Origin of the sequence: Moraxella bovis (assembly GCF_025985205.1) — a bacterium.
Taxonomy (GTDB): domain Bacteria; phylum Pseudomonadota; class Gammaproteobacteria; order Pseudomonadales; family Moraxellaceae; genus Moraxella; species Moraxella bovis.
This window is the reverse complement of record NZ_CP087840.1, coordinates 104,753-131,446: the sequence shown is the minus strand read 5'-3', so window position 1 is coordinate 131,446 and position 26,694 is coordinate 104,753. Positions and strand designations below refer to the sequence as shown.

Genomic DNA, 26,694 nt, shown 5'->3' with positions numbered 1-26,694 from the left:
CAAAATACGGTACACCCAATGCCTATTATGCCAAAACATCTATATTATTCTATCTTGCTGATAACCCAAAACTAGCAAGCACCACCCTAACCCCTTATCAGACATAAACAGGGATGCAAGCAAAAAAATCATACCCTACTCCGACAAAGCCAACTACACTTTTTAGCCAATAAAAATAACACCAAACTACCACAAATACTCAATAAAGGCATTGATGAGTTAGTCAAAAATGGCAAGATAAAAACCATTGCTCAAAAATATGGCATGGAATAATTCGCTTTAATCATAAAAAAATAAGGCATTTGATGATGCCTTATTTTTTTATGATTACTTTACAAAATCAAACCTTCACCCTGATTGAGTTGGTTCAACACACCATCGATGTTATTTGAATATATGTCAGCGATTGCTATTTTTTCAAACATCTCATCCTTGCCATCAATATCAATCATCATCGTAATATTTTTGGCACCTGATTTTTCAAAATGAATATAATCACCAAAATTGTCCATGATTGATTTGTCAGCAAAAAGTCCTGTTAGATCAATCTTATCTCCTTGCTTTAGATCAAAATCAGCAATTTTATCAAATCCAATTTGGCTAACATCTACCACCAAATCCACGTCCAAAGAGAACACAAAAGTGTCCGCTCCTGCACCTCCTTGCAAATAATCATCGCCAGCACCACCATTTAAGATGTCATCGCCGTTACCGCCTATCAATCTGTCGTTGCCGTCTTGACCAAATAGGAGGTCAGAATTTTTAGTTCCAGTCAACCGATCATTAACAGCACCTGCAAACACAGCACCGCCATTTAAATGATTATGTTGTGCATCGCCCATCTTAATTGGTAATTCTCTATCAATCTTAAAATCAATACCATTTATCCAACCATCCAATTCATGTTTTGGCACGTTAGATACAACATGCTCTATCAAATTAACCAACTTATCTCTGCCAACCATGTTAGGTTGTGTTTGCACTTGAAGATAAGCAAAATACTCCATGATATCGCCAAAGGCAGGCATTGCGGTTTGACCGCCTACATCCAACCTTGCCTTAAAGTCGCTCACCAGTCGGTTAATGTCCAAACCAAACAGAATATTACCATCTTTGACATCTACCACAATATCTATCAAATCGCCATAACGATTCTGAACAGTTTGCGGATAGAGTCTACTATAAACAGACTTAATCAGCCTATCATAAGTATGATTGATAATTTTGGTTGTTTTTTCAAAGTCTTTGACGTTAGCATAAAACATGTTATCTGTTTTTGTGCTCATAAAACTGTCAATCACGCCAATTTTATATTTGATTTTATCAAACTCTGCCATGCCTGTCAGGTCAAGCATTGAAGTACCACCACCTGCTACTCTTACCGCTCCTTTTTGAGAGAACTGCTCATCGACAAGAGAATCGGTTTATTATAGTCTTGATACTCAGGGTCGGTCTTTGCCCACGCTTTGAGCAAACCGTTCATCATTGACAACTGTTCCTCTTTGCTTTTAGCATTTAGATAGCCCGTTACTATCTCTTTGAGCTGGGTAGACAATGCCATCGCCTCGTTTAGACTTCGGACACGCCCAGAGCCTTGTAGATTTGGCAATCTGTCATCTGTATTTTTTACACCATCGAGATGTTTGGTGTACACACCATGAAAGTTAAAATTCACATCGCCCATGATGCCTGTTTTCCCATCACGCTTTTCATAACTGCCAAGCTGGATACCACTTGGACGATAAGTCAGCTCGCTCATCTCGCCAATGGGGTCAGGCAAGCCAATCACATCATCAAGCGAGCTTAAAATGCCGTGAAAGACTTTATCGCTAATCACAAGGCGGTCAAGCAAGGCAGACTCTAAGCCTTTATCCTTGCCGTTTTGGACATCTTTGGCGTTGGCGGATAAAATCTCATCTTTGTGGGCGATGATTTGGTTTTTGATACAAATTAGGGCGTGGTTTTTGATTTTGGTGTCGGCACGGGCAAAGAGGGCGGAGGCGGTTTTGGCTTTTTGTCCCACTTCGGTCATGTAGGTGGTTAAATCGGTGGCGAGTTCGGTCATGGTAAGCTTCTAATAACATTAAAAATCACCAAGTTATAACATTAAACACATAAAATATCAAGATTATCCACCCAATCATTGACAAAATAACCATTTACGCTTAAAATCCACAAAAAGACCGAGGGAATAACCATGCCAACCAACCAACCAACCATTCTAGGGCAACTCTTGCCCAGCTTCAAGCCATCTTTGACACTTTCTTTGATAACCATCAAACCCACAACCTACACGCCCTATCCCATCTAGTACAACAGCATTGTCATTTAGATAATATCATACACATCATCAAAAATGACATTTTAAGCTCCGAAAAAACACTCCAACAAATCGCCAAACACAGTTACTTTCACGGCAATGGCTTTCTTAAAGTTGTTCTTATTGATAATGCCTACAAACTAAGATTGCATATTTGGTTTGAGGGCGTACTTGCTGAGGAAAATATTCACAATCATCGCTGGGATTATACTTCTCATATTCTGCTTGGGGAATTAAATTCCGAAACTTGGCAAGAAAGTTTTCCACATCACGATAACGCTCAACCTTTGGATTGCTATCTCTATACAGCAAAATCCCAAAATAAACCAGCACAAACAGCATATCTTGGCAAAAAATACCTCACAAAAACCAAAACACACCACCATGTCTGTGGCGATACTTATCATCTAAGCTCAAACACACTACACAAAATTATTGCTGGGCAAAAAAGCATGACCGCAACCATTATTTGCACCACACCCACAACCAATCTACAAAACCTATTATTTCCCACCAGCAACAATCCAAACATTAATCCAACTTATATCACAACCAATCAATTAAAAGAACATCTAAATACTTTTATTACTCACACTCAGTCCATGGAAAAATCATGAAAAATAATACCTTTTATCAAAAATTGATTAACAATCATCAAGTAGAGAAAATACACAATCAAAATGAGATAAACCATCTCATCAATAAGGAACAATTAAGTTTAAAAATATTAAGAAAGAAAAATTTATCAAACAAATACGATTGTTATTTAAATTTTTATGACAGAATTTTTCGCCATGTGTGCCTGCACTTATTGGAGCATAATTTAAAAATAACAGACAATCATCCACACCAAACCTTAATTACCATTCTTGAAAATAAATACCCAAAAGATGATTTGATACTTATGGTTTCTTTGCGTCATAAAATCAAAAAGAAAATCAATTTTTATCAGCAGGATTTTAACATAAAATCCTGTGAGTTAATGCTTGATATTCTCAATGATTATAGCAAAAATGATGCACAAGATTGCCAATCATTTTTACAATCCCTTTAACATTTTAGGAGCTTATTATGCAAGACAATATTGTACACTTAACAGAAACTGGTTTTAATAATCTTAAAGCCCTCTTAGAGAGAAAAAAGCAAGAGTACGCTCAAGTAAGAACAGATAGGCAAGTCGCCTTTGAATTGTCGGGGGATGGCTGGCACGATAACCCCGAATTTAACAGACAGCAACAAATGGAGGCAAACCTAAATCATTTGGTTAAAGAATTAACCGACAGATTATCGCAAGCCAAACCCATTGTGATTAATAACGACAACAGACCAACTACGCACGTCGCCATTGGCTCATGGGTCAGTATCACACGTTGGAATTTATTAACGGGCGATTCAATTGACGAGGATTGGGAAATTATGGGGTTTGATGAAACCGACATTGATAATCAACAAATTGGCTATAATACCCCACTCGCCAAATCTATTATGGGATTGCAAGAAGGAGAAATATCTGATGAGTTGGTTTTAGGTTCTCAATCTTGGGAAATAGAAGTCAATAAACTTCACAAAAAAAGATTTTGATGTTATGTATATAGCAATTGAAGGTGTAAAAGGCGTTGGCAAATCCTCCGTGATTAAATATTTATCACAAGAGTATGCCAACTACCAATTATTATTTTTACACCCAACGCATCCCATGCCATCAAATCATATTTTGGAGAGGTTATTTCCATTATTTAAATATTTCGATTTTTATCAAGCTTATTTGTATCACTTCCGTTCAAATTATCATGCCAAATCTATTGATTGGCATGATAATCATTTAATCATTAGCGACAGAGGAATTGTTACCAGTCTATCTATCAGATGGCATAAGCATACTGATAAAATGGCTTATTTTTCCAAAATTAGACAAAAAGAATATGCCATTCAAATACCAGATATTGTCATTCAACTTCATTTACCAGAAAATGAATTATTAACACGTTATCATTGCAGACAAAGAAATTATGGCAAACATGAGGAAAATAAACATTCTTTACATCAAATATCAAATAACCTTGCAGAAATTCATCATTGGCTAAAACAATCTCATGTTATTCAATATATTGGCAAGGAGATAAATTGGATAGATGTAGATTGCCATAACAAAACGGTAGAAAATATCGCCAATGATATTTTACAAATCATTGAAAAATACACACCAGTTCCAAGAATACACAACACGATATGACTTATCGCTCTTTTATCACCCCTATATCCAGCACCGTCCATAGGGCGGTTTTGACATCGGCTTTTTGAAATCCGTGATTGACCCACGAATTACAGGTATAAAAGGCATTATAACTACCCACCGCAGGATAAAAAGCGTCATTATGCCAATAGCGTGCATTACTGATTGCGAATGGTCGCTCGGCAGGCAAAGTGGCACGAATATGGGCAATGATACCTTGGTATTGGTGGGGTGTTAGGGTGATTTTGCGACATTTTTGGCAGGTTTGTACCGTTTTGTCAGGCTCAAAACTGACGTGCAACACAGACGTACTAAGCCCAAACAAGGCATTAAACGCTGTATCCGCTTGCAAATCCGCCCACGTGGGGGTATTTAGATAAAAATCCCTATCGCCCCACCCGATACTCACCCAGTTATCCGCCATGCCGTCTTGGGGCTTGGGTCAAAGACGCTTGTCCAGTTCATCTGACTACTGACAGTTGGTAGCACAAAATCCGTATGCACACCATTAGAAATCACATAAATATCAATGGCAGGCTCATCATTGGTGAGCTTATATTTACTTATTTGGCTTGGTAAAAAAGTCGCACAGGTCATCAGTATGCCATACGTCAGCAATAAGGAGATAAAATAACCCATTGTTTTTAAGAAAATTTTTAAAAATTTTGGCACATAAACACCCAATAAAATGGGTAACTGGTTTTATCCAATTACCCATGCTACACATCAAAGTGTGAAAAGCGTGATTAACCCGCCGTATCCAATAGCATATTACGGATATGACCGATAGCCTTAGTGGGGTTTAGACCCTTAGGGCAGACAGACACGCAGTTCATGATACCACGACAGCGGAACAAGCTAAATGGGTCATCAAGCCTGGCCAAACGAGCTTGAGTGTCGGTATCACGACTGTCAATGATAAAGCGGTAGCCGTTAAGCAGGGCTGACGGCCCCAAGAACTTATCTGGGTTCCACCAAAATGACGGACAAGACGTAGAACAGCACGCACACAAGATACACTCATAAAGTCCGTTCATCTTCTCACGGTCTTCTGGCGACTGCAAACGCTCTCTTGGCGGAGCGGGTTGTGAGTTGATTAGGAATGGATGAACTTTTTCGTATTGGGCGTAGAATTGGTTCATGTCCACCACCAAGTCTTTGATGACTGGCAAACCTGGTAGGGGGCGAACGATGATTTTCTCGGGCAAGGTGTTCATGTTGATAAGACACGCCAAACCGTTTTTGCCATTGATATTCATACCATCCGAGCCACAGATACCCTCACGGCATGAACGGCGGAATGTCAAGGTTTCGTCCATCTTTTTAAGACGCAATAATACGTCAAGCAACATACGGTCGGTATCTAGTAGCTCAATCTCATATGTTTGCATATAAGGGGCTTTGTCTTTGTCTGGGTCGTAGCGATAAATCTCTACAATGCGTTTGCCTCGACTCATGGGTTTCTCCATTGGGAATTTGGGATTTTTAACTGTTTTTGTTAAAAAAGACCTAATTTAAATTTGAAATGATACATTTTGCAAATCATCTATATAAGTTGGGCTTTTACACCCAACTTATCAATTTGTCAAAATTAGAACGTACGCACTCGTGGCTCACAATACTCCACAGTCAAAGGCTGTTTGCGTACAGGCTTATAAATCACACGGTTATCCTCAGAGTACCAAAGCGTGTGTTTCATCCACTCATGGTCGTTACGTCCTAGTGGGGCGTAGCTGTCATCTTCTGGCTTTTCATAATCTAGCACGCTGTGAGCCCCACGGCATTCATGACGCAAGGACGCTGATAGCATGGTCGCTTTTGCCACTTCGTAAAGGTTGGCAACTTCGAGTGCCTCAATGCGAGCGGTGTTAAAGACGGCTGATTTGTCTTTTAGGTGGATTTGGGCAACTTTTGGAGCCAGTGCCATGATTTTTTCTACACCTTCATCCATAAGTGCCTGCGTACGGAACACCCCAGCGTGAGACTGCATGATATTGCGAATTTCATCGGCAACTTCTTGGGCGTTGTAGCCTTCGGTAGAGTTTTGTAGCTTGTCAAGACGAGACTGCGTGTAGTCCAACACTCGTGGGTCAAGTGGCTTATAACTGCGGTCTGATTTGGCAAATTCATCTAGGATATGCTGACCTGCCGCACGACCAAACACCACCAAGTCAAGTAGCGAGTTCGTGCCTAGGCGGTTTGCACCGTGTACTGACACGCACGCACATTCGCCAATGGCGTACAAGCCTTTGACCACACGACCTTCGGTATATAGACCTTGTTCGTCCACATGACCGTCAAGCACAGGCACGGTTACTTGACCGTGAATGTTGGTTGGGATACCGCCCATCATGTAGTGAATGGTAGGCACAACAGGCACCGCTTCTTTGGCGATGTCCACGTTAGCAAAGTTATGACTAATCTCAAACACAGACGGCAAACGCTTCATCAAGGTGTCCAGACCCAAATGCGTCATGTCCATCAAAATATAGTCACCGTTCGGACCACAGCCACGACCTTCTTTAATCTCTTGGTCCATAGAACGAGAGACGAAATCACGGGGGGCTAAGTCTTTTAGTGTCGGTGCATAACGCTCCATGAACGGCTCACCATGCTTGTTACGCAAAATCGCACCTTCACCACGACAGCCTTCGGTCAAAAGCACGCCCGCTCCTGCCACGCCCGTTGGGTGAAATTGCCAAAATTCCATGTCTTGTAATGGAATACCTGCACGCACCGCCATGCCAAGACCGTCCCCTGTGTTGATGTAGGCGTTGGTTGAGGCACGGAAAATACGTCCTGCACCACCTGTTGCCAGTACGGTTGTTTGGGCTTGGAATACCGAGATGTTGCCTGTTTCTTGGTCAAGGGCAATCACGCCGTTAATGTTGTCGTCAGCGTCCTTGATAAGGTCAAGGGCAATCCACTCCACAAAAAACTGCGTGCCTTTTTCTAGGTTCTTTTGGTACAGAGTGTGCAAAAGAGCGTGTCCTGTACGGTCGGCTGCCGCACACGCACGGGGAACAGGTTTTGCTCCGTATTCGGCAGAGTGTCCACCAAACGGACGCTGATAAATCGTGCCGTCTGCGTTACGGTCAAACGGCATGCCCATATGCTCAAGCTCGTACACGACTTTTGGGGCTTCACGGCACATATATTCAATGGCGTCTTGGTCGCCCAGCCAGTCAGAGCCTTTGACGGTGTCATAAAAGTGAAAATGCCAGTTATCAGGACTCATGTTACCCAATGACGCACCGATACCCCCTTGGGCGGCAACAGTGTGGCTACGGGTTGGGAATACTTTGGTCAAAACGGCAACTTTCATACCGCCTTCAACGAGCTGTAAAGACGCTCTCATGCCTGAACCGCCACCGCCAACGATGACCGCGTCAAAGTTTAGGGTGGGGATATTTTCAATGGGTTTTTCTGGTGCTAATGCCATAATTATTTTTCCTATGAATATTTAAGAAGGACGATTTTGGAAAATTACCAAAAAATCATCACGCCCCAAAATAGGTACGCCAAAATGGCAACGATGACCACGCCTTGTAGAGCAATACGCAAGCCTGACGATTTGACATAGTCGGTAAATACCGTCCACATACCCACCCATGCGTGAAACACGAGCGACAAAATCGCCACAAGGCTAAATAACTTCATGGGCAAGCTCATCATAAAGCCATGCCATGCTTGATAATCCACTTGATTAAATAGGAAAAATCCTACCAACACCACAGAATAAAGGGCAAGCACCACCGCACTGATACGTTGTAGCACCCAATCACGAGAGCCTGAACCTGTCAGACCTGTGGCACTTTTAATGCCTGAATTGTTTCTTTTCATTAGAACATCACCCACACAAAGGACGCAATAATCAAGGCAAATGCGATAACAAAGCTCACAATCGCCGCCGTCTTACCTGATTTGAACTCTTCGTTCATGCCAAGGTCAGCAAGTAAGTGCTTAACTCCCATGACAAAATGGTAAGCGGTTGCCGCCACAAAAATCCACGCCACAAACCTAAGGGCGATATTATTTAGCACCGTCTCAAACCCTTCTGGCGATGACAGTGACGTCTGTAAAATACACAGCATGACAGGCACAAGCAAAAACAGCACAATGCCTGATACACGGTGCAAAATAGAAGCCATAGCGATTGGGGACTTTGAGTTCACCGCAATCACTTGACTTAGGGGTAAGTTAATCGGTCGGTTATCTTTCACGAGCGGGCGTCCTTATCAAAATGAGCCGTACAAAACGAACAAGACGGCAAGGAGAGCTGGCTTTTTGGGTGATTTTTGCCACAATTAAAATACAAAACGGCCTTTCAATTGTAAAATTAAAAACTTAAAACATCGGTTTTGATTTTAATCTGCCAAATCTAGTAAATCACCCTAAATGATTTGGCATGAGTATATTAAGGATATTTTAAATTTTTAAACGCAAAAAATCACACCGTCAGGCTGTCTTTAAAAATAAGAAGTCTGAACACAGCGTTAAATCAATGTCGCTTGTGTCACGCAGTGTCAGCGTGCCAAGCAACCATGCAAAAGCCATCAGGCTTAAACACTTCGCTATTTTTACTTTTACAAATCATTAAAAATCTTTAATCTTTTAAAAACCTTGTCCAAACAGCACATTTGAGAGTATTTATCAGTAAAATTTCACAGACTTTTACCAAACTTTTTGTGAAATTATCACAAAACTTATTACAAAATTTATCAAATGTCGTGTTACCCTATTGACAATGAAATTGATTATCGTTTTTTAAAATGACCTGCCAAGTTAAACAGATAAATTATAAAACGCTTGAACAAATTTTACAAACAAAATTACAACTTTTATGTAACTGACGTCAAATTTTTTGCTAAAATTTGAACCACTTTGACGATAATATTGTTACAAAATATGTCAAAAATCCGTATGATGGCTAAGGTTTTTACGATTTGGACGGTCGGAGCAAGATAAGCTTAGGCAAAAAAGTGAATGAGTGTAAGGGCTTGGAGATTAATTACAATTTTTTAAGGAATTTATCGTGCTAGGGCTTGTAAGTTTGGCAAAGTTTTTGTATCATCATGATACTTGATGGCGATGATGAGCAATATGCCTTTGCTTTGGCAAACGGACGCACGTTGCAAGGAATTCAGCGACCAACAAGACCAAGGACATCATGCTCGGTTACCTGCCAGCATGCAAATTCACAATGCCAAATTAGCCCAAACCAAGCAGGATAAGGCTTTTGGGTCAGGATTTAGGCACCGTTAAATTAAGGTTATTATTATGACACAACAAGTGAAATTAGTCGTTGATGGCACGGAATATGAAATGCCAGTCCTAGAATCCACCTTGGGTCGCCCTGTATTGGACGTAAGTGCGGTGGCAAAAGCAGGTCTTTGGACATATGATCCAGGATTCATGGCGACCGCCCCAGTAGAATCCAAAATCACTTATATTGACGGCGACAAAGGCGAGCTTTTGCACCGTGGCTATGCCATTGACGAGCTTGCGGACAATGCCGACTACCTAGAAGTCTGCTACGCCCTACTCTATGGCGACTTGCCAAATGCCGAAGAAAAAGACAAATTCTACGCACGCATCACAAGCCACATGGCAGTACATGACCAGTTGCGTAAATTCTTTGAAGGTTTTCGCCGTGATGCCCACCCAATGGCGATTATGCTTGGCGTGGTCGGTGCGTTGTCAGCGTTTTATCACAACCACCTAGACATCTCAGACCCACAGCATCGTGATGATACTTGTGTGGACTTGATTGCAAAAGCCCCAACGCTTGCTGCCATGAGCTACAAATACTCAATTGGCGAGCCGTTCATGTATCCACGCAAGGATTTTAGCTACGCCGAAAACTTCCTATATATGATGTTTGCCACCCCTGGTGACAAAGATTACAAGCCAGACCCTGTACTGGTCAAAGCGATGGACAAAATCTTTACCCTACACGCTGACCACGAGCAAAACGCATCAACATCAAGCGTACGTTTGGTAGGCTCAACAGGTGCCAACCCTTATGCCTGTATCGCAGCAGGTATCGCTGCCCTATGGGGGCCATCACACGGTGGTGCCAACGAAGCGGTATTGACCATGCTTGATGAGATTGGCTCTATCGAAAATGTTGCTCCATTCATGGAAAAAGTTAAGACCAAAGAAGCCAAGCTCATGGGCTTTGGACACCGTGTCTATAAGAACTTTGACCCCCGTGCCAAAGTCATGAAAGAGACTTGCGATGAAGTGTTAGGTGCCTTGGGCGTAAATGACCCCAAGCTTGCCCTTGCTATGGAGCTAGAAAAAATCGCACTAAACGACCCCTACTTCATTGAGCGTAAGCTCTATCCAAACGTAGACTTCTACTCTGGCATCATCCTAAAAGCGATTGGCATTCCAACGTCTATGTTCACTGTTATCTTTGCCCTAGCTCGCACGGCAGGCTGGATTGCTCACTGGACAGAAATGCACTCAGAAGCCTTCAAAATCGGTCGTCCACGTCAGCGTTATACTGGCGAGATGCACCGTGCCTTTGTTAAGGTGAAAGACCGCAAATAATCCTGTCTTTTAACAAATGACCATAAAATCCCCCAAGCGATTGGGGGATTTTATGGTCATGGTTGGGACATGTAAACATTAGGGCATGCTTGCCATTGTTACCGTTTTTATTAAATTATAAGGTATTAGTCCAAAAAGTATGCCAAACTAGGTTTTCCGTTCCCCCCTGAGCCTGCGAGTAGGAAAATCGTTATGAGCAGGCATGGCTCACCACGAATGGTTTTCTTTATAACATACTTTTTGAACCAGAGCCAATTATAAAATAAGGTGAAAATACAAGCATACCCCATCACCAATTTAAAAAGCATCAAACATTTTACAAAAATAACGCTTGCCATTTAGCAAAAAATATCTTATGATAACGCCTATATTAAAAAACTTTTTATATCTTATTTATCATGAATTACCCCGTTATCGCCACTCGTCATCATCACCATCACTCCTAAATTTCTTTTGGGCGTGTGGCTTTGCTTGAAAGAAAAAAGACTTTCAAGGCGATGGCACAAAAGACGGTATCAACCCTTGAAAGCAATTTCAAGGGTTTTTTGTTTTTTAATCTTAAAGGAAAAATTATGAATCGTCTAAAAATCGCCATTCAAAAATCAGGTCGCCTAAGCGATGACTGCCAAGAGCTACTCAAAGCCTGTGGTATCAAATTTCATTACAACAAAGACCGTCTCATCGTCTATGCCAAAAATCAGCCCATTGAACTACTTCGGGTGCGAGACGATGACATTCCCGCCCTTGTGTTTGATGGCGTGGCGGATTTGGGTTTTGTGGGCGAAAATGTGCTGGGCGAATGCCAGCTTGACCGCCAAAACAAGGGCGAAACCGCCAGCTTTAACAAACTTAAAGTCTTTGAATTTGGCGAATGCCGTCTGTCGCTTGCCGTGCCAAAGGACTTTGATTATCAATCACTTGCAAGCCTAAAAAACGCCCGCATTGCCACCAGCTACCCCAATTTGTTAAAAAAATATATGGACGACAATACCGTCCCCTTCAAAAACTGCCTACTGACAGGCTCGGTAGAAGTCGCCCCCAGTGCAGGGATAGCCCACGCCATTTGCGATTTGGTCTCCAGCGGGGCAACCTTAGAAGCCAATGGCTTAAAAGAAGTGGAAGTCATCTACCGCTCAAAGGCTTGCCTAATTGTCAAAAGCGAGCCATTATCCGCCGAAAAACAAGCCCTTGTGGACAAACTTCTAACTCGAATGACAGGCGTAGAGCAAGCCAAAGAAAGCAAATACATTATGCTCCACGCCCCCAAAGACAAGCTCCCTGAGATTGTCAAATTTCTGCCCTGTGCCGAAAATCCGACCATCTTGCCCCTTGCTCAAGATGACGGCAAAGTGGCGGTGCACATTGTCAGCCAAGAAACGCTGTTCTGGGAAACGATGGAAAATTTAAAAGCAATGGGGGCAAGTTCTATTTTGGTGTTGCCCATTGAAAAAATGATGATTTAATTCAATAATTTATCATCAATCGTAGGTGCGTAGCACGCACCGTTTTGGACAATGATTTTTTAAATGGTGAATACGGTTATTAAAAAAGCACACACCTTACCAATTACACCTAATTAACTGATTTTAAAGAGAAAACTATGCAAACCCTAATCTGGAAAAACCTAAGCCAAACAGAACGCCAAACCGCCCTAACTCGCCCCGCCCAAACGCTTGGCAATGAGATTACCGCGATTGTTGCTGATATTAAAAATCAAGTGGTAAATCAAGGGGATACTGCTCTGTTTGCCCTTGCCGAAAAGTTTGATAAAGTCAAATTGGACAGCCTAAAAATCGCCCCAAGCGAACTTGACAATGCCCAAAACACCCTATCAGACGAGCTAAAATCCGCCATTGACACCGCTTATGCCAACATTCACAAATTTCACACCGCCCAAATCCCCACGCCCATTGACACCCAAACAATGGCAGGCGTTCGCTGTTCTGTCGCCACTCGCCCGATTGAAAAAGTGGGTCTGTATATTCCAGCAGGCTCTGCTCCTTTGTTTTCAACGGTTTTGATGCTTGCCATTCCTGCCAAAATCGCAGGGTGCAAAAAAATCGTCCTTTGCTCGCCCGCCCCGATTTGCGATGAAATTCTATACACCGCCAAACGCTGTGGCGTGGACGAGATTTTCTCGGTAGGCGGTGCGGGGGCGATTTGTGCAATGGCGTACGGCACGGACAGCATTCCCAAAGTGGATAAAATCTTTGGGCCGGGCAACGCCTTTGTTACCGAAGCCAAACGCCAAGCGATGGCGGACGGTGTCGCCATTGACATGCCCGCAGGCCCATCGGAAGTACTTGTAATTGCGGATAATTTTGCCAATCCTAGCTTTGTGGCAAGCGATTTACTCTCGCAAGCCGAACACGGGGCGGACAGTCAAGTGATTTTACTGACCGACAGCCACGCCTTAGCCGATAAGGTTTTGGGCGAGATTGACACACAATTAAAAAGCCTGCCAAGAGCCGACACCGCACGCTTTGCCCTTGCCAAAAGCCGTATCATCATCGCTGATAATTTGACAGAATGTGTCTCAATTTCAAACAGTTACGCCCCTGAGCATCTCATTATCAATACCGACAATCCCCGTCAATATCTGGACGACATCAGCCATGCAGGCTCGGTGTTTTTGGGGGCGTACACGCCTGAAAGTATGGGCGACTACGCCAGTGGCACCAACCACACCTTGCCGACTTATGGCTACGCCCGCACCCAGTCATCGCTTGGTTTGGCGGACTTTTATAAACGAATGACCGTGCAAGAATTGTCCGTGGACGGCTTTAAAAATTTGGCGAACACCGTTGCGACAATGGCAAGTGCCGAACAGTTAGACGCTCATAAATTGGCGGTAGAAGTGCGGTTAAAAGAATTGGGGGAATAAATTATCATTTTAACGGATTTTTAAGGGCGAATTGCAATTCGCCCCTACACGCCAATGAATTAAAATGGTTATTTTTTTAAATGTAAAAATGGAAAAAATACAATGCAAACCTTAATTAAAAAAAGCGTACAAACCTTAACCCCCTATCAATCCGCCCGTAAAATTGGCGGTAATGGCACCATTTGGTTAAATGCCAATGAATATCCTATTTCGCCCAATGAATTATTAACCAATTTATCTTTGGAAAATTTAAATCGCTATCCTGAACCACAACCGCAAAGCATAATAACTGCCTATGCCAATTATGCAGGGGTGAATAATAATCAAATTTTAATCACTCGGGGTGGCGATGAAGGCATTGAGCTGATTATCCGTGCCTTTTGTGAAAATGATGAGAGCGTACTTTATTGTCCGCCCACTTATGGAATGTATAAGGTCAGCTCCGATACGCTTAATATCAATACCAAAACCATACCTTTAACGGCTGAGTTTCAATTAAATTTAGCTGAAATTGAAAATAATTTGGATAAAGTCAAAGTTATTTTTATTTGCAGTCCCAATAACCCAACGGGCAATTTATTAAACAAAGATGTTATTATTCAATTACTTGATATGACCAAAAACAAAGCGGTTGTGGTGGTTGATGAAGCCTATATTGATTTTTGTTTGGATAACAGTATTGTAGATGAATTAAATCATTTTGATAATTTAATCATCATTCGCACGCTTTCAAAAGCCTTTGCCTTAGCAAGCATTCGCTGTGGTTTTGTTTTGGCAAATGAATGGATTATCCAAAGTTTACAAAAAATCATCGCCCCTTATCCCATTCCCACGCCTTGTGTATCAATCGCCGAACTTGCTTTATCAGATATTGGCATTCAAGCAATGCAAGATAAATTTGCAATTACGCTCGATAATAAAACTTGGCTGGAAAATGAACTATCAAACTTAGAAATTGTACAAAACATTTACCCAAGTGTTGCCAATTTTATTTTGGTAACACTTAAAGATGGTCAAGCGGTGTTTGACAAACTTTGGGAACAAGGCATTATTGTCCGAAACCAACATACCGCCTTAAATTTGGCAAATTGTATTCGTATTAGCATTGGTACACAAGATGAAAATTTGGCGTTAATTAATACGTTAAAGAAATTTTAATTTTTGAACTCGTAAGGTGCGTACCACGCACCCTTTAAAATCAGAACCCTAAATGGTGCGTATTACGCACCTTACGCTTAAACCCAAGTTATTTTTTAAAGGAACAACAAATGAAACCTACTCTATTTATTGACCGAGACGGCACTTTAATTGACGAACCCAAAACCGATTTTCAAATTGACAGTTTGGAAAAATTAAAGTTAGAAAAAGGTGTGATTCCCGCCCTGTTGGCATTACAAAAAAAATACCGCCTTGTGATGGTGTCCAATCAAGATGGGCTGGGCACGGACAGTTTCCCAAAGGAAAATTTTGACAAACCGCACAATAAAATGCTGGATATTTTTACATCACAAGGCATTGTCTTTGATGATATTTTGATTTGTCCGCATTTTAAAGACGATGATTGCGACTGCCGAAAGCCAAAAACCAAACTATTACAATCTTATATTGATAATAATTTATTTGATAAAGAGAGTAGCTTTGTGATTGGCGATAGAGATACCGACATTGAGCTTGCGAATAATTTGGGTATTGTTGGACTTAAATATAATCCTGATAATTTAAATTGGGCGTTAATTAGCGAAAAGTTATTGGGACAAGCGACAACTAATATTGGCGAGCGAGAAAAACGCTATGGCGAAGTTATCCGTAAAACCAAAGAAACTGACATTAAAGTGCAAGTCTGGCTTGATGAAACGGGCGTGAATGACATTAAAACAGGCATTGGCTTTTTTGACCATATGTTAGACCAAATTGCCACGCACGGTGGATTTAAAGTCGCCATTGACTGCAAAGGCGATTTGTGGATTGACGAACATCATTCGGTAGAAGACACCGCCATTGCATTTGGGGAGGCATTAAAACAAGCGATTGGCGATAAAAAAGGCATTGCCCGTTTTGGCTTTGTTTTGCCAATGGACGAATGCCGTGCCGAATGCACGATGGATTTATCGGGCAGACCATTTTTAAAATTTAAAGGCAAATTTAGCCGAGACAAAGTGGGTGATTTTAGCACCGAATTGACCGAACATTTTTTTCAATCGCTTGCGTATGCAATGATGGCAACTTTGCATTTAAAAGTCAAAGGCGACAATGACCACCACAAAATAGAAAGTTTATTTAAAGTGTTTGGCAGAACACTCAGACAATGTATTAGAATTGAAGGGAATGAATTACCGAGTAGTAAAGGGGTTTTGTGATTTTTAAATTGTTTATTGATTATTTTTTGAGTGGATTTGTAGGGGCGTGTTGCACACGCCCAGTTATCAGAATATTATTTTCAGGGCGTGCCAAGCTAAGCCCCTACACACCAAAAAATTAAAATAAATGAATGATATGATTTTAGTTAAACAGGATAAAAAATGAAATTAGTAATTATAGACACAAACTGTGCCAATTTAACTTCGGTTAAATTTGCCTTTGAACGCTTGGGTATTACCCCGATTATTTCGGACGATAAAGAAATCATCTTATCCGCCGAAAAGATAGTATTACCGGGGGTGGGAACGGCTGAATTTGCAATGAATGAACTTAGCAAAAAAGGTTTAATTGATACCATTAGACAAATCAAAGTACCCACGCTTGGCATTTGTTTGGGAATGCAATTATTGGGCGAGTATTCTCTTGAGGGGCAAACTGCCAATATTAACACGCTAAATTTAATTGCCAACAATACGCATAAACTAGAAGTGGGTGAATTGCCCTTACCGCATATGGGCTGGAATAAACTGTATTTTGATGAGATAAATAATCCTTTGTTTAAAAACATTAACAATGGCGATTTTGTTTATTTTGTTCATAGTTATGCAATGGGTGTCAATGAATTTACCCTTGCCACAAGCCATTATGGGCAGGCATTTAGTGCCATTGTCAATAAAGACAATTTTTTTGGAATGCAATTTCACCCAGAGAAATCTGGCAAGGTTGGTTTACAATTATTAAAAAACTTTGTGGAAAATATTTAAATCATAGGGGCGAATATAATTTGCCCGCAAAGTCCACATTTTAAAAAAATATTAAGTCCAAAAACGGTGCGTATTACGCACCTTACAAATGATGGAGAATATATCAATGAGTTTAATTATCCCCGCACTTGATTTAATAGACGGGCAAATTGTGCGTTTACATCAAGGCGATTATGCCAAACAAACGAGTTATGACTTTGACCCGATTAAAAAATTCCAAGAATATATTAACGATGGGGCAAATTATTTGCACCTTGTGGATTTGACAGGGGCAAAAGACCCAAACAAACGCCAAATTGATTTGATTGGACAAATCATTAAACAAACGAGTGCCGACATTCAAGTCGGGGGCGGTATTAGAAATGAGAGCGAAATCAAAGCCTTATTTGACCTTGGGGCAAGACGGGTGGTAATTGGTTCATTGGCAATTAAAGAAAAGGCTCTGGTTAAATCGTGGTTTAATACTTATGGGGCGGATAAATTTGTCCTTGCCCTTGATGTCAATGTCATTGACAATAACCCCTATATTGCCATTAGCGGTTGGCAAGAAAATAGCGGGGTATTGCTTGATGATATTATCAATGAATATTTGCAAGTGGGCTTGGTTCATGTTCTTTGTACCGATATTAGCAAAGACGGGACATTAACGGGTTCTAATGTTGCCCTATATCAAGACTTAATAAAAAAATACCCCACTTTAAAAATCCAATCATCGGGCGGTATTGGCAATCTTGATGATATTAAAGCGATTAAAAATACAGGCGTGAGTGGTATTATTGTTGGGCGAGCGTTATTAGAAGGGAAAGTTGATTTAAAGGAAGCGATAGAATGTTGATTTTAGAAACTTTAAAACAAAAAAATGAATTAGCCAAACGCATTATTCCTTGTCTTGATGTCAAAAATGGACAAGTGGTCAAAGGCGTGCAATTTAAAAATCACGAGATTGTTGGCGACATTGTGCCACTTGCCAAGTTTTATAGCGATGAAGGGGCAGACGAACTGGTATTTTATGACATTTCGGCATCGTCAGACGGACGGACGGTGGACAAGGCGTGGGTACGTGAAGTGGCACGGGTCATTGACATTCCCTTTTGTGTGGCGGGGGGCATTCGTACGCTTGTCGATGCCGAAGTGATTTTTGAATATGGGGCGGACAAGATTTCGGTCAATTCGCCCGCCCTTGAAAATCCAAGTCTGGTTGCCGAGCTTGCCAAACGCTTTGGCGTGCAGGCGGTGGTGGTAGGCATTGACAGTTGGTACGATAAAAGCACGGGGATTTATTGGGTAAACCAATATACAGGCGATGAAAAAAAGACCAAAAAAACTGAGTGGCAGGTGGCGGACTGGGTGCGTGAAGTCCAAAATTTGGGGGCGGGCGAGATTGTGCTAAATGTGATGAACCAAGACGGCGTAAGGGCTGGCTACGATGTGGCACAGCTTGCCAAAGTGCGTGAAATTTGTGCTGTGCCACTGATTGCGTCAGGTGGGGCGGGGGCAATGAGCCATTTTTATGATGTATTTGTGCAAGCCAATGTGGACGGAGCGTTGGCGGCAAGTGTGTTTCATAAGGGGTTGATACAGATTGGCGAGCTTAAAAGTTACCTTAAAAATCAAGGTGTTGCAGTTCGAACTTAACCACCACTACCCACAAAAACGCCGTTATCAGAAAATGGCGTTTTTTAACCATCGTCATTTAACAGCAACCTCATTGACTTTATCGATTTTTACCACCGCCGACATGCCCATACTCACATTTTTTACCGCACTTTGATTAGGGTCAAACTCAATTTTGACAGGAATTCTTTGAGCGATTTTGATAAAATTACCCGTACTGGGGTCGGTTTTGGCAGTGCTAAACTCCGACCCTGTGGCAGGGGCGATTTGAGTAACTTTGCCCGTTAATATGGTTTTTCCGCCCAAAGCATCCATCTCAATGTGAGCAAGTGACCCTATGCCAATTTGGGCGATTTCGGTTTCTTTGACATTGGCAATCAGCCAATAATCAGGTGGTACCACCGTCATCAAATTCGTCCCCACCGCCACCAGTTGCCCTGTCTTTGCGGTAATCTCGCCAAGCTGTCCGCTGATGGGTGATTTTATCAAGGTCTGCTCCAAATCTAATTTGGCAAGTTCAAGCCCTGCTTTGGCATTGTCAATCGCCACCAGATTACTTTTTTCATTCACCTTCACATCAATCGCCTGCTGTTCAGAGGCTTTTTTCTGAGCAATGGCTTGGGCAAGTGCCGACTGTGCTTTTTTGACATTGGTTTGGGCGTCATCATAGGCTTGACGAGACACAGCGTCTATCTTAATCAGCTCTGCCATTCTGCCAAATTGTGCCTGCGCATTGGCAAGGGTTGCCTGTGCCGAGCTGATGTTTGCGTCCATGACGGCGATGTTAGCGACCGCCGAAGTTTGGGCTTGCTTGATTTTTTGCAATGCCGTCTCTTGGGCAAGCACGCCTGCACTCGCCTGAGCCACCTTCATCTCATATTGCTCCGTCTCAATCTGTACAAGCGGTTGTCCAGCCTCCACCCACTCATAATCCTGCACCAAAATTTCCTTGACATAGCCACCCACTTTGGGACTAATCACGGTCGCCTTACCACGAATGTAGGCGTTGTTGGTCTCGATATAATTGGGAGAAAAAGGTGGTAATTGATAAGCATACAAAATCCCCATCACGCCCGAGAGCAAAAGACCTAGCACCAACAATTTCTTCAAGGGAGATTTCTTTTTGGGTTGCCAAGTTTGTGGCTCATTTGGGTTTGTTTGGGGTTCTTCATTTTGTATTGGTGTAGATTGCGTCATTTTTTACTCTATTGCATTTATTTGGTTTTTAATTAAATATTGGTGATGGGGCAAATAACGCCCTTGATAACTTAACCATCATCGTCTGCCTCGATTGGTGTCTGCCAAATAGGCTTGCAATTTTTGCATTTCCACTTCTAGCACATCAATTTGATGGTAACGGCGATACGCCCAAAAGACAAAAGACACCACAAAGCCCAAACTGGCAAATACCCAAACCCAAAAGAACAAATCGTTATATGCCAAGATTCTTGCTTCTAGATTTGCCATTTGTACCGCTTGGGCGTAGTTGGCGGTGGTGATGGTGCCATCATCGAGGGTGATTTGAGCAAGCAGGTTTTGTAGGTGGGCTTGTGTTTGAATTTGCACAAATGCCCCAAAAATGGCATTCCCCAAAAGCCCGCCAAACACCTGTGTCGCCGAATACACCGCCACAAAGCCCGCTATCTGCTCTACCCCTTCGGCAATCGCTCTCACCATGCCCTCCAACATCACAGGTCCTGCAAAATAAAAGGTCGCAAAAGCAATCAATGACTGACTGACATAAAAATGACTGACAGGCGTAACGGACGACACACCGATGTCCAAATATGCCCCCACCGCAATCCCCAGCAGGGCTATCATGGTATTTCGGCGAACATCTTTGGGGTTTAGGGTGATGATACTTAGTATGAGTCCAAATAAAGAGGAGATAAAAATGAGTTTATAATACCCATAAAGCTGTTCACTACTTAACCCCATCAACGCCAAAACACCCCCTGCCCCCACGCTTTGCTCTGTCGTAAACAGTCGTGTCAGCATTGCCATGAGCAAAAAGAAACTGATTTGCCGAGCAGAAATCCAATGCCAGTTAATGAGTGGTTTGTCACGATAGGCTTCCAGCCACAACGCTAGCCCCAAAAAGAGCACCCCAGACGCCAAGAAAAACCCCAGCCAAGTGGTCGTCCACCACACCACATTCCCCAAACTCAAATACGCACAAAGACACGCCACCCCTGCCGAAAACAGCCCAAAACTGAGCCAATCTCTCCATGATAAAGCAGGCTCGTGATAGCCTTTTGGTAGGGGCAAATACAGCACAGCAGATAGGCAAATGAGGGTGATGGCAAGCTGAAACACAAACATCGCTGTCACATTGCCGTCCGCCAGTAGCGTGGGCGACATCATATAACAAAGGCTTGACACCGCCTGCATGAGCCCTGCTGATAACGCCAGTGGAATGAGTGCCTTGCCTGCCCGAAAAGTTTGCATGGCATAAAACATACCCAGCGTCAAAAGCCCGCTCGTTCCCACACCCATGATAAAACGAGCGACGAGTTCGAGCTCAAAGCGACCACCAAAAGTTTGGAGCACATTGCTCACAAACATCAAAATCAGCGTCCAACGAACAAACTTTTGTAAAGAATAATGTTGGCGAATTTTTAGCCACATTATGCCCATCACCGCATTGCCCATCAAATATGCCGACTGCACCCAAATGCCCTGCATGGTGTCTAAGGCAAGCTCACCACGCACCGCCCCCATGTTGGCGGTCAAAAGCCCGTTTTGTAACCCTGCACAAAAAATCAATAACAGCCCAATCAACACATAAGCAAGCTGTCTTTTGCCTGTGTGAATCGGAGAGGCAGGCGAGCCAGCCATAAAAGGCTGTTCATCAGGTTTATAAATGTAGCCGTTGTCTTGAAGTGCCATAGGGTTTGTTGATTGGGATAAATGAGCTTAAAATTGGGTTTGGATAAATTGATTTAGATAAATGGGTTTTGGGTAAATTCGCCCATAAATTCACCCAGACAAATCAGCTTAGATAAACTAACTGGGTCAAATTAAGCAACAACACCTTAATACCCATGAGGCAGTTGGGCATTATCCGCCATCGTGTATTTTTGATGATATTGATACAAAGAATGGCTATTATACTGACAAAAATTTTATTAAAATAGGTCAAAATCATACTTTTTTAGGGTAAAAATGGGAAATTTTGACATACCACTCATTCCACCACGCCAATTCTCACTCAATTTTAATTGTGGACTCATCAGTAAACTAAACGCCAACGCTGACGATTATCATCGCAATCTGATGGCACAAATGGACAAAACACACCGTTTTGATTTTTTTATTTGGTTTTTTTGCACCAGTGGCACCATCGAGCAAGTGATTGATTTTGAAAAAATTTCCACCACCGCAGGGCAAGCGGTATTTATCCGCCCCCACCAGCTACACAAGATGAACCACACCGACGGTTTTGATGGTTTTATTTTGACTTGGCGAGATGAATTTTTGGTAAAATCGGTGTCGTGTGAGACTTTTCCGTCCGTGCAAGTCTTTGATGAGCAAGAAAAAATCGCCCTGCACAATTTTGGCGAAGTGTTAAAAATTGGCTTAACCATGACCGACTTGACCACAAAGGTGGCGTTTTTACAACATCAGCTATCGGCATTTTTATTATATTTACAGTGCTGTTTTGGCAAAGCAACGCTGACCAACAGCCCAAGTTTGGTTCGTCATCAGGCGTTTTTGGCATTATTAGAGCAACATTATCAAACTCATCATCAAGTACAATTTTATGCCAAAATGCTCGCCTGCTCACCAAAATCACTAAGCACCGCTTGCCAAACCCACGCCCAAAAAACCGCCAAAACATTGATTTTTGAGCGGTTATTATTGGAGAGCAAACGACTGCTTGTCCACAGTGATTTGACAATAACACAAATCGGCGAACGGCTTGGTTTTGGTGAAAGCACCCATTTTGCTAAGTTTTTTAGGACATGGCAAGGTGTTACAGCCCATGAATTTCGCAAACAATTTAACCTTCATGACAACGCCACCCAAAAATGATGGGGTTAAATGCTATTTATGGCAGTTTTATTTTACAAAATAATACACTTGTAAACTTCTATTTTTAAAAAAATCTTGTTACAATACCCTCTTTAAATTGTAAACAAATTTTTCAAAAACATTTGCAAGGAATATAACGATGAAAAAACCTCATTTTGAGCGAGCCGACAGCGAGCGAGTGGTCATCACAGGCATGGGGGCGATTACCCCTGTGGGCAATGATTTGGACACCATTTGGGCAAACTTAACAAATGGCGTGAGCGGTATTCGTGCCATACCTGATTTTGACGGCTTGGAGATGAGTGAGTTTCGCTCAAAGATTGCAGGGCTGGTTAAGGATTTTAATGCCGAAGAGTTTTTGAACCCCAAAGAGATTCGCCGTTTTGATGAGTTTGTGCACTACGCCCAAGTTGCGTCCGCCCAAGCCTTGTATCACGCTGGACTGATAGATAGCATTAAGGGCGAAAGTTTGCCTGTTAATGTGGACAGCGAGCGATTTGGTGTGGTGATGGGGTCAGGGATTGGTGGCATACAAACCATTGAGAATAGCCGAGATACCCTGCGTGATAACGGGGCAAAAAAAGTCTCACCTTTTATCATCCCAGGCTCCATCGTCAATATGCCCGCAGGGCTCATCGCCATTCGCCATAACCTAAAAGGGGCGAACCTTGCCACGTCCACCGCTTGCACCACATCCACGCACGCCATCGGGCTTGGGGCAAGGCTCATCGCCTGTGGCGATTTGGATGCGGTGTTGGTGGGCGGTAGCGAAAAGGCAAGCACACCGCTTGGACTGTCGGGCTTTGGGGCAATGCACGCCCTATCCACTCGCAACGATGAACCCACCCGAGCGTCTCGCCCCTTTGATAAGGACAGAGATGGCTTTGTGCTTGGGAACGGAGCAGGGGCGTTGGTGCTAGAAAGCCTTGCTCATGCTAAGGCTCGTGGGGCAACGATTTTGGCAGAAGTGGCAGGTTTTGGTATGAGCAATGACGCAAGCCACATCACCGCCCCACCAACAAACGGTAACGGGGCAAAACGTGCGATGATAAACGCCTTAGCAGACGGCGGTATCAGTACCGACAAAGTCGGCTATATCAATGCCCACGGCACGTCCACGCCCGCAGGGGACGTGGCAGAAAGCAGTGCGATTGAAAGCCTATTTGGTAAAAACATTTTGGTGAGTTCCACCAAATCCATGACAGGGCATTTGCTCGGGGCGGCAGGAGCGATAGAAGCCATCTTTACCGTGCTTGCCTTACAGCACCAAACCCTACCCCCCACCATCAACCTAGACAACCCAGATCCTGCCTGTACGCTTGACTATATTCCCCATACCGCAAGGGCGGTGAGTGGTGTGAACTATGCCATTTCGAACAGCTTTGGCTTTGGCGGGACGAATGGTAGTTTGGTGTTTAGGCGTTGGGCGTAATAAAAATCCAAAAGCCCTGTCTTAGAACAGGGCTTTTTATAGATAGACTTGGCAGAATTATTTCACTTTAACCAATTTGCCTTGATTATTTGATTTTAGTTTAACCGTTCGCTTTTTTGACGGGAAACAGCTCGGGTCGCTATCGGCATAAGATACTTCTGTAACATGGATAATGCCATTGACCACTTTAACATTGCCTGATAATTCTGCCGAATGCACATCGCCTTTTTTGTATTGATTTTTTCCCGTTGCCAAAAATGTCGCCACTTCAAAACTGCCTGTGGTATTATGACAGTTTAGCTCTTCGCAATAATACAGTGAGACTATCGCATCTTTTTTGCCATCTTTATTGATGTCAGCATAAATAATGTCTTTTTGCGACAATGCGTACGTATAGGCATCTTCGCCATTATGCTCTATCTCTTCTTGATTCATGGCGTGTACCGTTTTATTGGCTTGTTTATTGGCTAGGCTGTTTAAGCTCTCTGCATGGGCGGTACTGGCGAATAACAAGACAGCAGGCAGTAGATAAGATAATTTCATCATTTTCTCCGTGATATGGCTAGGTTAGGTTTAAATCATCAAGTTAGGGCAAGATGACTTAATCATCCATCATTATATAAATAAAGAACTTTAAAATTACCACAAATTTACAATATGTGGGCGTAGGGACTGGCTCTGCACGTCCGATAAAATCATTACATCATCAAGGGCGTGTTCAACATGCCCCTACAAATCCTGTGGCAAATATCAAATTCGTTAGATATAATTAAAAAAAGCACTGAGATAAAACACTTGTTATCAATTTTAAAATAAAGAGCATTGTTTATTGATGATATTTTGGATGAATTTATAGAAAAAAATAACCGACAATCAGTAAGTTACCATTTTAATTTAAGATTGGGCAAATTTTAACCCCCCTTTACACGAATAATTTACAAGAATTATTCTCAATTCTCTTGTTTTTTGCTTATTTTTGGTATATTATAACATTTTATTTATCCCAGCTCTGACAGGAGAGTATCATGCAAGTACTATCATCACTCAAATCCGCCAAAACCCGCCACGAAGATTGCCAAGTGGTTCGCCGTCGTGGTCGCACCTTTGTCATTTGCAAATCCAACCCCCGTTTTAAAGCCGTGCAAGGCGGTAAAAAACGCAAATAATTGTGTGTCATGCCCCCGAACCGCTCTTTACGGGGCGGTTTTTTTGTAATTACTTATTTTAAAATGTCGCTGTTTTGTACAGATGGGCGGGCTTGCGTTGTCAAGCATGGCTTATTTTGTTATGATGATTATACTTACTAGCCATCATATCTCTTTTATTTATTGGACAAGCCATGAGCCAGTCAGACATTTTTAGTACACTCATTCATCATCACGACATTCAGCGTAAGCTGTGTCAAGATTTTCAACATGCCATCACCCAACAAGACCGCCCCAAAGCAGAGAGTGCCTTTATCCCCCTAAAAAATGAGCTAGAAGCCCACGCCGCCGCCGAAGAGCGTCATCTGTATGTGCCTGTGATGGCGTTTGATGATGGGTTAGAACTCTCTCGCCACGCCATTGCCGAACATCATGAGATGGACGAGATGATGGCGGTGCTGTCCGATGGGCGAACAGGGGACGAGCGATTCTTTAAGACGGCACAAGAGCTTATTGATGAGACTTGCACCATTTAAAAGAAGAAGAAAATGAGTTTGTTAAAGAAGCCAGAGAACTGCTTGACAAACCCACCCAAGAGCGACTGGGCAAGTTATATCAAGCCGAACATCAGGCATTTGAAGATAAGCATGGGGAGTGATTGTTTTACAATGCAGACCCAAACCGCTTTAAAAAAATGGTAAAATAACCCATGAATTTTGACATCATACCACCCATTACTGGTAAAGATTGCTTTGCCAAAATGGGTGCTATCAGAGACATCAACCGCCTAAAACGCACCTATGGGGAACCAATTGGAAAAATGCAAGGGCTTTTGCCTTGTCAAAATAAACAACGAAGTCTATGAAGCCAAAGGTCGTGGGTTCAATTCCCGCCAGGCACGCCATTTATTCCATAACTCCCCATTTTCGGGGTCTGTCTCTGCCTTTACAGCAAAAAATACCTGCATTGGGTCAAGCCCTACATACTCCGCTAATTTAAAAATAAGTGCGTCATCAGGCGTTCTCCGCCCTGCTTTATAATCTCCAAAGCGATGATAAAGCACATCAAACCTACATGCTAATGCTTTTTGTGAACCTGCCTTTATTTCTGCTTGCTTAATTAAGTTTTGTAACATTTTGTAAACTCCATTGCAAAAAATCCAAAAATGGATTATTATTTTATTAAATCCAAATATGGATTATTTTTTGATTATGAATAATCCAAAAATGGATTTTAATCCAAAATCGGTGTATAAATTCCGATTATACCCCTAACCGAAAATCTTGGCAAGTTTAACAGTAATATCTCCAAAAATTGGTTGTGGGCTTTAATCAGCTTAGGGGTGCTGTAA

31 protein-coding genes and 1 other annotated feature are annotated in these 26,694 nt (G+C 42.3%); of the genes, 19 read left to right on the top strand and 12 right to left on the bottom strand.

Annotated elements, in window-relative coordinates; translation table 11 throughout:
- Nucleotides 1-332: 332 nt before the first annotated feature.
- Nucleotides 333-1,355, bottom strand: coding sequence for a type I secretion C-terminal target domain-containing protein (locus LP107_RS14310; RefSeq protein ID WP_078274676.1), 1,023 nt, complete (start codon nucleotides 1,353-1,355; stop codon nucleotides 333-335).
- A 23-nt stretch (nucleotides 1,356-1,378) separates the two neighbouring features.
- Complete coding sequence (locus tag LP107_RS00670) at nucleotides 1,379-2,065, bottom strand: aldehyde dehydrogenase family protein (RefSeq protein ID WP_264676037.1); 687 nt, start codon at nucleotides 2,063-2,065, stop codon at nucleotides 1,379-1,381.
- A 401-nt stretch (nucleotides 2,066-2,466) separates the two neighbouring features.
- On the opposite strand from LP107_RS00670, the gene LP107_RS00665 reads away from it, so the two are divergent.
- The 4 genes from LP107_RS00665 to LP107_RS00650 are packed head-to-tail and all read left to right on the top strand — an operon-like array spanning nucleotide 2,467 to nucleotide 4,553.
- Nucleotides 2,467-2,937, top strand: coding sequence for a hypothetical protein (locus LP107_RS00665; RefSeq protein ID WP_264676039.1), 471 nt, complete (start codon nucleotides 2,467-2,469; stop codon nucleotides 2,935-2,937).
- Entirely contained in the window at nucleotides 2,934-3,374 is a 441-nt protein-coding gene (locus tag LP107_RS00660) for a hypothetical protein (protein WP_078274679.1), read from the top strand. The genes LP107_RS00665 and LP107_RS00660 overlap by 4 nt, the downstream gene beginning before the upstream one ends.
- 17 nt (nucleotides 3,375-3,391) lie before the next feature.
- On the top strand, nucleotides 3,392-3,901 hold the full coding sequence (locus LP107_RS00655) for a GreA/GreB family elongation factor (RefSeq protein ID WP_078274680.1): 510 nt from the start codon (nucleotides 3,392-3,394) through the stop codon (nucleotides 3,899-3,901).
- Nucleotides 3,902-3,905: 4 nt separating this feature from the next.
- Entirely contained in the window at nucleotides 3,906-4,553 is a 648-nt protein-coding gene (locus LP107_RS00650) for a nucleoside/nucleotide kinase family protein (RefSeq protein ID WP_078274681.1), read from the top strand.
- Nucleotide 4,554: 1 nt separating this feature from the next.
- Here the strand turns inward: LP107_RS00650 and LP107_RS00645 are convergent, their stop codons facing one another.
- The 6 genes from LP107_RS00645 to sdhC all read right to left on the bottom strand — a co-directional run bounded on the left by LP107_RS00645 (nucleotide 4,555) and on the right by sdhC (nucleotide 8,776).
- Entirely contained in the window at nucleotides 4,555-4,977 is a 423-nt protein-coding gene (locus LP107_RS00645; protein ID WP_078274682.1) for a DUF2459 domain-containing protein, read from the bottom strand.
- Nucleotides 4,959-5,225, bottom strand: coding sequence for a DUF2459 domain-containing protein (locus LP107_RS00640; protein ID WP_112741703.1), 267 nt, complete (start codon nucleotides 5,223-5,225; stop codon nucleotides 4,959-4,961). The genes LP107_RS00645 and LP107_RS00640 overlap by 19 nt, the downstream gene beginning before the upstream one ends.
- Nucleotides 5,226-5,299: 74 nt before the next feature.
- Complete coding sequence (locus LP107_RS00635; RefSeq protein ID WP_078274684.1) at nucleotides 5,300-6,010, bottom strand: succinate dehydrogenase iron-sulfur subunit; 711 nt, start codon at nucleotides 6,008-6,010, stop codon at nucleotides 5,300-5,302.
- 134 nt (nucleotides 6,011-6,144) lie between these two features.
- Nucleotides 6,145-7,998 carry a succinate dehydrogenase flavoprotein subunit gene (sdhA, locus tag LP107_RS00630; protein ID WP_112741702.1) on the bottom strand — a complete coding sequence of 618 codons (1,854 nt, stop codon included), beginning with the start codon at nucleotides 7,996-7,998 and terminating at the stop codon, nucleotides 6,145-6,147.
- 41 nt (nucleotides 7,999-8,039) lie between these two features.
- Entirely contained in the window at nucleotides 8,040-8,396 is a 357-nt protein-coding gene (sdhD, locus tag LP107_RS00625; protein ID WP_029103419.1) for a succinate dehydrogenase, hydrophobic membrane anchor protein, read from the bottom strand.
- Complete coding sequence (sdhC, locus tag LP107_RS00620; protein WP_078274686.1) at nucleotides 8,396-8,776, bottom strand: succinate dehydrogenase, cytochrome b556 subunit; 381 nt, start codon at nucleotides 8,774-8,776, stop codon at nucleotides 8,396-8,398. Before sdhC ends, sdhD begins: the two co-directional genes overlap by 1 nt.
- 871 nt (nucleotides 8,777-9,647) lie before the next feature.
- On the opposite strand from sdhC, the gene LP107_RS00615 reads away from it, so the two are divergent.
- From LP107_RS00615 to hisF, 9 genes are all read left to right on the top strand, one after another.
- The gene (locus tag LP107_RS00615) at nucleotides 9,648-9,818 is read left to right on the top strand and encodes a hypothetical protein (protein ID WP_158079677.1); all 171 of its coding nucleotides are present in this window, start codon (nucleotides 9,648-9,650) and stop codon (nucleotides 9,816-9,818) included.
- Between the two features lie 15 nt (nucleotides 9,819-9,833).
- Nucleotides 9,834-11,111 carry a citrate synthase gene (gltA, locus tag LP107_RS00610; protein ID WP_078274688.1) on the top strand — a complete coding sequence of 426 codons (1,278 nt, stop codon included), beginning with the start codon at nucleotides 9,834-9,836 and terminating at the stop codon, nucleotides 11,109-11,111.
- Nucleotides 11,112-11,538: 427 nt separating this feature from the next.
- Nucleotides 11,539-11,661, top strand: a sequence feature (His leader region).
- 22 nt (nucleotides 11,662-11,683) lie between these two features.
- Nucleotides 11,684-12,574, top strand: coding sequence for an ATP phosphoribosyltransferase (gene hisG / locus LP107_RS00605; RefSeq protein WP_264676040.1), 891 nt, complete (start codon nucleotides 11,684-11,686; stop codon nucleotides 12,572-12,574).
- 137 nt (nucleotides 12,575-12,711) lie between these two features.
- A complete protein-coding gene (gene hisD, locus LP107_RS00600) occupies nucleotides 12,712-13,995 on the top strand; it encodes a histidinol dehydrogenase (RefSeq protein ID WP_078274690.1) in 1,284 nt (427 codons plus the stop codon).
- 102 nt (nucleotides 13,996-14,097) lie between these two features.
- Nucleotides 14,098-15,153, top strand: coding sequence for a histidinol-phosphate transaminase (gene hisC, locus LP107_RS00595; RefSeq protein ID WP_078274691.1), 1,056 nt, complete (start codon nucleotides 14,098-14,100; stop codon nucleotides 15,151-15,153).
- Nucleotides 15,154-15,263: 110 nt separating this feature from the next.
- A complete protein-coding gene (gene hisB / locus LP107_RS00590; RefSeq protein WP_112741700.1) occupies nucleotides 15,264-16,352 on the top strand; it encodes a bifunctional histidinol-phosphatase/imidazoleglycerol-phosphate dehydratase HisB in 1,089 nt (362 codons plus the stop codon).
- Between the two features lie 162 nt (nucleotides 16,353-16,514).
- A complete protein-coding gene (gene hisH / locus LP107_RS00585) occupies nucleotides 16,515-17,117 on the top strand; it encodes an imidazole glycerol phosphate synthase subunit HisH (RefSeq protein WP_112741699.1) in 603 nt (200 codons plus the stop codon).
- A 106-nt stretch (nucleotides 17,118-17,223) separates the two neighbouring features.
- Nucleotides 17,224-17,952: a 1-(5-phosphoribosyl)-5-[(5-phosphoribosylamino)methylideneamino]imidazole-4-carboxamide isomerase gene (hisA, locus tag LP107_RS00580; protein ID WP_228157742.1), complete on the top strand. Its 729-nt coding sequence runs from the start codon at nucleotides 17,224-17,226 to the stop codon at nucleotides 17,950-17,952.
- A complete protein-coding gene (gene hisF, locus LP107_RS00575) occupies nucleotides 17,946-18,752 on the top strand; it encodes an imidazole glycerol phosphate synthase subunit HisF (protein ID WP_112741698.1) in 807 nt (268 codons plus the stop codon). The genes hisA and hisF overlap by 7 nt, the downstream gene beginning before the upstream one ends.
- 54 nt (nucleotides 18,753-18,806) lie before the next feature.
- Here hisF and LP107_RS00570 read toward each other — a convergent pair whose 3' ends face one another.
- Nucleotides 18,807-19,841: an HlyD family secretion protein gene (locus tag LP107_RS00570; protein WP_158079678.1), complete on the bottom strand. Its 1,035-nt coding sequence runs from the start codon at nucleotides 19,839-19,841 to the stop codon at nucleotides 18,807-18,809.
- 165 nt (nucleotides 19,842-20,006) lie between these two features.
- Complete coding sequence (locus LP107_RS00565; protein ID WP_112741697.1) at nucleotides 20,007-21,620, bottom strand: MFS transporter; 1,614 nt, start codon at nucleotides 21,618-21,620, stop codon at nucleotides 20,007-20,009.
- A 276-nt stretch (nucleotides 21,621-21,896) separates the two neighbouring features.
- Between LP107_RS00565 and LP107_RS00560 the strand changes: the two genes are divergently transcribed.
- Together LP107_RS00560 and fabF are read left to right on the top strand one after the other, a co-directional pair.
- On the top strand, nucleotides 21,897-22,766 hold the full coding sequence (locus LP107_RS00560; RefSeq protein ID WP_078274702.1) for an AraC family transcriptional regulator: 870 nt from the start codon (nucleotides 21,897-21,899) through the stop codon (nucleotides 22,764-22,766).
- A 139-nt stretch (nucleotides 22,767-22,905) separates the two neighbouring features.
- Nucleotides 22,906-24,198: a beta-ketoacyl-ACP synthase II gene (fabF, locus tag LP107_RS00555; RefSeq protein WP_112741696.1), complete on the top strand. Its 1,293-nt coding sequence runs from the start codon at nucleotides 22,906-22,908 to the stop codon at nucleotides 24,196-24,198.
- A 57-nt stretch (nucleotides 24,199-24,255) separates the two neighbouring features.
- Here the strand turns inward: fabF and LP107_RS00550 are convergent, their stop codons facing one another.
- Nucleotides 24,256-24,741 carry a hypothetical protein gene (locus LP107_RS00550; RefSeq protein ID WP_112741695.1) on the bottom strand — a complete coding sequence of 162 codons (486 nt, stop codon included), beginning with the start codon at nucleotides 24,739-24,741 and terminating at the stop codon, nucleotides 24,256-24,258.
- A 482-nt stretch (nucleotides 24,742-25,223) separates the two neighbouring features.
- Here LP107_RS00550 and ykgO point away from each other — a divergent pair, with 482 nt between their 5' ends.
- The 4 genes from ykgO (at nucleotide 25,224) to LP107_RS00530 (ending at nucleotide 26,208) form a co-directional block, all read left to right on the top strand.
- Nucleotides 25,224-25,364, top strand: coding sequence for a type B 50S ribosomal protein L36 (gene ykgO / locus LP107_RS00545; RefSeq protein ID WP_029103571.1), 141 nt, complete (start codon nucleotides 25,224-25,226; stop codon nucleotides 25,362-25,364).
- Nucleotides 25,365-25,537: 173 nt separating this feature from the next.
- Nucleotides 25,538-25,879 carry a hemerythrin domain-containing protein gene (locus LP107_RS00540; RefSeq protein ID WP_228157741.1) on the top strand — a complete coding sequence of 114 codons (342 nt, stop codon included), beginning with the start codon at nucleotides 25,538-25,540 and terminating at the stop codon, nucleotides 25,877-25,879.
- The gene (locus tag LP107_RS00535) at nucleotides 25,867-26,001 is read left to right on the top strand and encodes a hypothetical protein (RefSeq protein WP_264676041.1); all 135 of its coding nucleotides are present in this window, start codon (nucleotides 25,867-25,869) and stop codon (nucleotides 25,999-26,001) included. The genes LP107_RS00540 and LP107_RS00535 overlap by 13 nt, the downstream gene beginning before the upstream one ends.
- Before the next feature lie 51 nt (nucleotides 26,002-26,052).
- A complete protein-coding gene (locus LP107_RS00530) occupies nucleotides 26,053-26,208 on the top strand; it encodes a hypothetical protein (RefSeq protein WP_158079680.1) in 156 nt (51 codons plus the stop codon).
- Here the strand turns inward: LP107_RS00530 and LP107_RS00525 are convergent.
- Entirely contained in the window at nucleotides 26,203-26,478 is a 276-nt protein-coding gene (locus LP107_RS00525; RefSeq protein ID WP_078274708.1) for a hypothetical protein, read from the bottom strand. The two genes, LP107_RS00530 and LP107_RS00525, sit on opposite strands and share 6 nt — an antisense overlap.
- Nucleotides 26,479-26,694 lie beyond the last annotated feature (216 nt).